Origin of the sequence: Mycolicibacterium xanthum (assembly GCF_019710635.1) — a bacterium.
GTDB classification, from domain to species: Bacteria; Actinomycetota; Actinomycetes; order Mycobacteriales; family Mycobacteriaceae; genus Mycobacterium; species Mycobacterium xanthum.
The window spans coordinates 1-7,474 of the sequence record NZ_JAIFZS010000112.1; the positions used below are offsets into that span (position 1 = coordinate 1).

Here is a 7,474-nt window from a genome sequence, read left to right on the forward strand (position 1 = left end):
ACGACGCCACTCCCGCTGCGCCCATTCCAGCCCCGCGACCTACGAAAGGACCCTGACAACCGCTACGCTGCCCGAAGCCGCGTAACCACAAATCCCGTGTCCACTACATCGGGGCACGGCCCAACAGACCTCGGATATTCAGATCATCCTCGGGAAGGTGCGCCCACTTTCACGCCCCTCGCCGAGGCTCATCCACAGGTTCTGATCATTGCTCGCAAGCGACGACGAGCTTTCGATCAAGACATGACCTGAGCAATCACCTCCTGATCACTGGGCGCACCGGCTGCGGCATTAGCGAATCGTCGAACTCGCACACTACAGTGAACGCACTGCGATCACGCTGGACTGCGTGTCATTGCGCGCGAACACCGGAGGAATGTGGCCTTGAAACGAGACGTACCGCCCAGCGACATTGGTTCCGATACGTACCCGTCCGTATCCATCGTAACGATCGCAAAGGACAACCTCGCCGGACTGCAAAGGACGCTGGCAAGCGTCACCACGCAGCTACATCGCCCTTACGAATGCATAGTTGTCGACGGTGCAAGCACTGATGGCACAGTCGAATGGCTCGCGCAGCAACACTTCCCTGACTTCGTTCGCGCAACCTCGGAGCCCGATGATGGCATCTACGATGCGATGAACAAGGGTGTAGCACGTGCATCAGGTGACTACATTCTGATGCTGAATTCGGGTGACTGTCTCGCAGATCGCTCGGTGCTATCCGACGTGGTCGCGAGACTCGCAACAAGTAGCAGTGATTGGGTATTTGGGAAATCAATTATTGAGACCGCAGAGGGCGATTATGTGCATGATCTGAAGTACCTCCGCCGGTTTCGACTGCTGATGGGTCTGATGACGGTTCCCCACCAAGCGGTGCTGATGTCGACGGGACTGTTGCGCACACTTGGCGGGTTCCGCACGGACGTCGGGATTAGTGCGGATCAGGAACTTCTCTCCCGCGCCTGGCGAATCTCGACACCCACGTATCTCGACATGGTGGTCGCACGGTGCGAGGGCGGTGGCCGCGGCAGCACACAGGAAGTTGGTGCCTACGCGCGCTCCGCTGCGAAACACCGTGAGCTGCAAGGCGCAACTATCGCCGGCAGCCGACTGATGGACCAGGTCGTTACCTCGCTCGGCATCACCTTCGCCGCCGGCACTGCGCTGCTCAGACACATTTTGCGTCTGGTCCGCGCAGTGACCCGCGGAAGGCCGATTCCAGATCCCCGGGAGCCTTCGTCACATGGGAGCCGACGATGAACGACAGCTGCACCTCATCGAGACATCCCTAGTCTGTGAATGTCAAGCGGCGTGAGGTGTGCGGTGTGCCCACGCGGTGTGTTCGTCGTAGTGGGTGTGGTGGCGTAGGCAGCCGTGGAGGATGCCGACGAAGCGGTTGCCTAGCCTTGCCTCAATACCGTTTACTTAAGTGCTGATGATTGGGTGGCGGTCGATGGTCGGCGCGTTGCGGTGGTCGCGGTGTTTGACCTGGTAGACTGACATCTTGCGCTTGACGACTCGAGGGTTGGCGCGGGCTCGTCGGGACTTGACCCCGTGTGTTGGACACGCTCAATCCCAGGAATGCCCTGGGGGGAAGCGAGATGATCCAACGCGATGGCAAGGAAGAATTATCCCGATGAGTTCAAGCGTGACGCGGTCGCGCTGTACCGGGACACCGAGGGTGCGACGATCACGGTGATCGCCGCGGAGCTCGGTGTCAGCGAGGCGACGCTGTCGGCGTGGTGCAAGGCCGCCGGCGTGCCGATCCGACACCGCAGGCCCGCCTCGGCGGCCACGGCCAGCCCGGGTGCAGAGACCCCCGAGCAGGAGCTGGCCCGGCTGCGCGCCGAGGTCAGCCAGCTGCGGGCGGACAAGACTCGGCTGAGCACCGAGCGTGACATTCTGCGGTCGGCAGCCAAATATTTCGCCGGGGAGACGAACTGGTGAGCCGCTTCCAGTTCGTCGCCGACCACCTGCACGCCTTCGAGGTGAAGTGGCTGTGTGCGGTCGTGGAGGTCGCACGTTCATCGTTCTACGCGTGGTTGGCCGGCGCGGACGGCCGAGCGGCCTGACATTCCCCCGAGACCGTGGAGGCATCAGCTATAAGGAGTAGCGATGTCAGAGAAACGGAAGAAGTACGACCGGGAGTTCCGTGAGGGGGCTGTGCGGATCGTGCGTGAGACGGGCAAGTCGATCGCCGCGGTGGCACGCGACCTGGCGATGCATCAGGGCACGCTGGGCAACTGGGTGGCCCAGGACCGCGAGGCCCGGGAGGGTCGTGGGGAGTTGACCAACACCGATCTCAGCCGCCACGTGCGCGACCGGGCGACCGGTCTCGATCACCAGGCGGGCAGCCTGCTCCCGAAACTCGGGGGTGTACTTCTTACGCTTGCCCGACATACGGACATCCTTCCCGTGGGACCAGCAGGCCCACCAGTCAGGTGTCCACCATCAAGGGTCAACCCCAAGCTAACCGCGCCCACTTTTCCTGGGGAACCCCAGTTCGTCGAGGCCCAACTTGCGCGCCGCGGCTCAAAGTGTGCGAAGACTTCATGCCCGGGGGATGGGCTGGCTGTCGCGCATCGCCAGCAGTGTTGACCCGCCGGTTATCAGGCTTCCCGTAGTCTTTCGCTGTCGGCGAACCACGTGTACATCTTCCGCATTCCCGCCTCGATCGTGAGGCTGGGCCGCCATCCCAAACCTGCAAGTTTGGTGTTGTCCATGATCTTGCGCGGCGTTCCGTCAGGGCGCGAAGCGTCGAACTCGACATCCCCCCCGTAGCCCACAATAGATTTCATCAAGAACGCCAAGTCTCGAATCGAAATCTCCTCTCCTGAACCGACATTGATCATCCCACCGCCGCTGTAGCCGTTGAGCAGAAAGACACATGCGTCGGCGAGGTCATCGGCATCGATGAGTTCTCGCAGCGGCGTGCCCGTCCCCCACACCACCACCTTGTCCTCCCTGGCTAGTTTCGCTTCGTGGAACCTACGCATCATCCCAGCGACGACGTGCGAATGCTCTGGATGAAAGTTGTCGCCAACGCCGTAGACGTTGGACGGCATTACCGTAAATGCGTCAAAGCCGTACTGTCGTGCATAGGCATCGCACATAGTCTTTCCCGCGATTTTCGCGACAGCGTAGGGCAGATTTGTCTCCTCGAGTGGGCCGGTGAGTAGCGCCTCCTCGACGATGGGCTGCTCAGCGAACTTCGGGTATATGCAGCTGGAGCCAAGAAACAACAATCTGCGAGCACCATGGCGATATGCCGCGTCAATGACGTTGGTCTGGATCTGGAGGTTCTCTCTTATGAAATCGGCACCCTGCGTGGCGTTCGCGACGATCCCACCGACTTTGGCTGCCGCCAGCACCACATACTCCGGTCGCACGGCGGCGAAGAACCCGGTGACTGCTGCCGAATCATCAAGTGGCAGTTCGGCATGCGAACGGGTCACGATGCCGGTGTAGCCCTCAGCTTCGAGTCGACGCGTGATCGCCGATCCGACCATGCCTCTATGTCCGGCAACGTAGATCCGCGAATCTCTATTCATCGCCATGACCGCCGCAATTGACCGTCGCCTTTCATCGGAACCTCACAACAGCTCGTTGCTGACGGCATCGGAGCTGTGTTCGAGATACCAGGCGACAGTTCGCTCCAAGCCGTCGTCGAGACAGACCTTGGGGCCATAACCAAGGCTGCGCATCTTTGTGATGTCCGGGCACCGTCTTGGAGTACCGCCGGTGGCAGTTTCGCCGGGACGGATGTCGAGCTCTACACCGAGAATGCTGCCCACTCGGCCTGCCAGGTCGCGGATTGTGACCTCTTCGTCGTTTCCGATGTGGTAGATCTCGCGATGACCGCCCAGCGCATACATGGTCAAGACGCCATCGATGATGTCGTCCACAAAGCAGAATGCACGCGTTTCAGTGCCATCCCCTTGTATTCCGAACGGCACGTTGCCGACGGGGTTGGCTTTTCGTCCTTCGGTCGCACGCGTGATGAACTGGGGTATGACATGTTTCCAGCCCATGTTCGGGCCATAGACGTTGTGCGGGCGGAACACCTGCACCTTGCGATAGTGTTCCTGCGCGTAGTCAAACGCGATCAACTCGGTGACGATCTTCGAGCCACCGTACGAATACCTTGGGTTGAGACTGTTCGGTAGGGTCATCGCGACGGTCTCAGGTGTGGGCACTGTCGCTGGCGTTTGATACACCTCTGCGGTTGACGCGACTACCAAGTCGGGCACACCAGCACTACGTCCCGCATTCACCACGGCCAGTGCGCCGCGCAGTCCAACGTCAAGTACCAGTTCGGGCCGCTTGTAGAAATTCTCGGTGCCATTGATCGCCGCCAAGTGAATGACCACCTCGGCGCCCGCAAAGGCTCGTTCCAGCGCCTCCTGGTCACGGACGTCGCAGCTGAAAAGCTCCACATGATCGGCGACCTCGGCAATTCGACTGGCGTCACCGCGCACCATGGTGTCCACGACCGCGACGTCCCAACCGTCACGAACCAAGCGCTTCACCAAATAGGCGCCGATGAAGCCGCCGCCTCCAGTGACCACGACGCGCGTGCCCATCAGGCCACCGACTCGGTATGTCCAACAGCGAAGTACGAGTCGCCCAACTCTGAAGTCGGTAGGTGGCTGAAGTGATTCCAGTAGTCGAAGAGGAATCCGTCAGGTGCGATGAATTCGCTCATGGTGCGCGGAGAGATCGCGCCCAAGGCGGGGTGGTTGTTGGCGATCACTACCACCGACGCGCCACTGACTGCATCGCCAAACCTTGTGAAGATCTCATCGTCGGGAAAACTATTCGCCAGTATCTCGGGCGCGATAACCGGGTCGAAGATGCCGAACTCGGCATCTGGATGAGCCTTTTTCAGGGCGTCCAAGACCTTGATCGACATCGATCCACGCAAGTCATCGGTGGCCGGAATTCCCTTGAACGCCATGCCGAGAACCCGCACCCGCAACGGGGAGCTAAGTCCTCTCCTCATGATCTCGTCGGCGATGAAACCAACCGTCTCGCTCGGTTGGCGCTCGTTGACCAGACGCCCCGCAGACGTGATCTCTAGGTTGAGCCCGCGAGTCCGAGCACTCTGCAACAGGATGTGAGGGTCCTTCTCCAAGCACGGACCGCCGACCAGCCCGGGCAGCGCCACATTGGTCCGCGAGTACCCGAGTTTCCCTGACGAAATCACCTCATGCGCGTTTACCCCGAACGCATCGCAGAGCCTGGCTACTTCGTTGGCGAAGGCGAACTGCACATCCCGGAATGTGTTGTCGACAAGTTTGACGATCTCGGCCGCCTCCGGACTGGACACCTTGACGATGGTGCTGGTGAGTTGCTGGAACACGGCTGCTGCGCGACTTGAGGCCGTCGCATCCTCTGCTCCTACGATCTGCGGAAGTTCCCGAAGTTCCTGGAGTGCTCGGCCCTCGAGGGTGCGCTCAGGGCACATGGCAATGTCGAATCGTTTGCCAGTGGCCGCCAGGATTGGAGCGACCACCTTGCGGGTGGTTTCCACCTTCACTGTCGAACGCAGGATCACCAACGCGCCGTCGCTCATATTTTCGGCCACCTGGTGTGTTGCCGCCTCGATCATGTCGAGACGGATCTTTCCCTCACTCGACAACGGAGTTCCCACAGTGATGATGTAGGTGTCGCAGGTGACATTCTCATCGAACTGTTGTGCGGCAACCAATCGGCCCGAACTGGTCACTCTGGTCAACGCGTCAACCAGGCCGGCCTCCGAAAAATGCGGAATGCCCTGGTTAGTCAGGTCGACCACGTCGGCGCGCTTCTCCACGCCGATAACGGTAGTGCCCGCGTCGGCAAGCACGGTCGCCAGCGTTAATCCCACATAACCCAAACCCACTATTCCGACGTCATACGCCTTCGTGGCCTGCATTGGTCCACCTCCAGACAATTTTCGTCTAGTCACCACCAAATCTTAGGGGTACAGAAGTTTCGTCCCCCGTGCCATGAGGTTGATCGGCAACCACGACAATCTACGTCACGACGCCATGAACTCACAGGGTTTGTCGCCGCGCCAGCGGAGCCAGAAAAGCCAGGCATGAGTTATTGGCTGTCCGTCCCCCTCATTCGAGCCGCCTGGCGGCGCCGATCTCCCCGATGAGGTTGGCCCACCGTTCGATCGCTGCTTCCTGATCTAGCACCGACTCACGGTAACGCCGCCCATTGGCACCCCAGCGTGCCCCGGCTTTCGGATCTGCGCCCACCTTGAGGACCGCATCAAGCATTGCATCCGGGTCGCCGGCGTTCACGACAACGCCTGCATCGGCCGCCGCGACCTCCGAAGCGGTGATTCCACCGGGGTCGGTGGCCGCAACCACGGGGCGTCCCGCGTCGAAGTAAGACGTGAGCTTGCTCGGCACCGCCATGGCCGACACCCCCGGCTTCTCGTTTACGATCAGCACGTCGGCCGCACCCAGCGCCAGCCGATACTCAGCGTCACCAAGTGGGTCGACGAACGTCAGCCGCGACACCCCCCGTGCGCGTTCCTCTAGGCCGCGCCGCTCCCCCCCGTCGCCAACAAGCACGAAGTGCACCGGCGCACCCCGCTCATCGGCAGCGCGCGCCGCGTCGACGATGTTCTCGAGGCCCTGCTTAGCGCCCATGTTTCCGGTGTGCACCGCAAGCGTCACATTTTCAGGCCAGCCTAGCCTTGCCTTCGCTACGGGCGCATCCACCGGTTCCGATGGCGGCAGATGTGTCCAATTGCGGATTACGACCACCCTTGATGCCGCAACCCCAAATTCTCTCGTCACAAAGTCGGCGAAACGTTGATGGATGACGACGACCTGATCCGCCGCGCGCAGGGTCTGCGATTCGACCCACCGGGTGATGCTTAGGGCAAGCCTCCCACCTTCGGCAATCTCCGCCAGGCCAAGCGTGTAGATGTCTTGCACCCACAAAATCGACAGGGGCCGCCGCGGGGTGAGTCGCAGCCGCAGCACAGCCAAGGCCGCAGCGAATAACGGCGGGGAGACCGCGATGACCACTCGGGGCCGGCCCCAACGGGCAAACACCAGACGCACGCCGAAACTAATCTCCGACACCAACCGCCGGACGCCGCGAGGAGTCCGCGGCACATAGTGCAGTCGGCGTCGCACCTCAACACCGTCGAGACATTCGATACGTGTCCACTGCCCGTAGCCCTCGCGTATGGCCCAATCCGGATAATGAGGATGTGAAACATGGGCGGTCACGTGATGCCCAATCTTCGTTAGCCCAACCGCGAGTGCGCCGGCATATGGTGCGATGCCGGTGGGATCCGGAGGGTAATACAGGCTAAGGATAGAGACATCCGAGTGCGGACGCATGCAGCGACCTTAGCGAAGTGGGTGGAGCGTCGCCAAACCCCGAGGATGCATGAAACCCATGCAACGTGAGCTGAATCGCCCTGGTTCTGCCGGAGGCTCGATCTATTGGATTGCGACCA

General features: G+C 61.1%; 6 protein-coding genes and 3 pseudogenes. 4 read left to right on the plus strand and 5 right to left on the minus strand.

Features of this window, described 5'->3' with window-relative positions; all coding sequences use genetic code 11:
• Nucleotides 1-378 precede the first annotated feature (378 nt).
• From JDV09_RS27095 to JDV09_RS27595, 4 genes and pseudogenes are all read left to right on the plus strand, one after another.
• Nucleotides 379-786, plus strand: a pseudogene (locus JDV09_RS27095) (glycosyltransferase); the annotation flags it as partial.
• 831 nt (nucleotides 787-1,617) lie between these two features.
• Nucleotides 1,618-1,950 carry a transposase gene (locus tag JDV09_RS26160; RefSeq protein ID WP_221372042.1) on the plus strand — a complete coding sequence of 111 codons (333 nt, stop codon included), beginning with the start codon at nucleotides 1,618-1,620 and terminating at the stop codon, nucleotides 1,948-1,950.
• Complete coding sequence (locus JDV09_RS27100) at nucleotides 1,947-2,075, plus strand: hypothetical protein (protein ID WP_255606081.1); 129 nt, start codon at nucleotides 1,947-1,949, stop codon at nucleotides 2,073-2,075. Before JDV09_RS26160 ends, JDV09_RS27100 begins: the two co-directional genes overlap by 4 nt.
• A gap of 43 nt (nucleotides 2,076-2,118) precedes the next feature.
• Nucleotides 2,119-2,223 (plus strand): annotated as a pseudogene (locus tag JDV09_RS27595) (transposase); the annotation flags it as partial.
• 84 nt (nucleotides 2,224-2,307) lie between these two features.
• Here JDV09_RS27595 and JDV09_RS27600 read toward each other — a convergent pair.
• The 5 genes and pseudogenes from JDV09_RS27600 to JDV09_RS26185 all read right to left on the minus strand — a co-directional run.
• Nucleotides 2,308-2,403: pseudogene (locus JDV09_RS27600) on the minus strand (transposase); the annotation flags it as partial.
• Between the two features lie 209 nt (nucleotides 2,404-2,612).
• Nucleotides 2,613-3,554: an NAD-dependent epimerase/dehydratase family protein gene (locus tag JDV09_RS26170; protein WP_221372044.1), complete on the minus strand. Its 942-nt coding sequence runs from the start codon at nucleotides 3,552-3,554 to the stop codon at nucleotides 2,613-2,615.
• 42 nt (nucleotides 3,555-3,596) lie between these two features.
• Nucleotides 3,597-4,586, minus strand: a complete 990-nt coding sequence (locus tag JDV09_RS26175) for an NAD-dependent epimerase/dehydratase family protein (protein WP_221372045.1) — start codon at nucleotides 4,584-4,586, stop codon at nucleotides 3,597-3,599.
• A complete protein-coding gene (locus JDV09_RS26180; RefSeq protein ID WP_221372046.1) occupies nucleotides 4,586-5,920 on the minus strand; it encodes a nucleotide sugar dehydrogenase in 1,335 nt (444 codons plus the stop codon). Before JDV09_RS26180 ends, JDV09_RS26175 begins: the two co-directional genes overlap by 1 nt.
• Before the next feature lie 190 nt (nucleotides 5,921-6,110).
• Nucleotides 6,111-7,355: a glycosyltransferase family 4 protein gene (locus JDV09_RS26185; protein ID WP_221372047.1), complete on the minus strand. Its 1,245-nt coding sequence runs from the start codon at nucleotides 7,353-7,355 to the stop codon at nucleotides 6,111-6,113.
• Nucleotides 7,356-7,474: the final 119 nt, after the last annotated feature.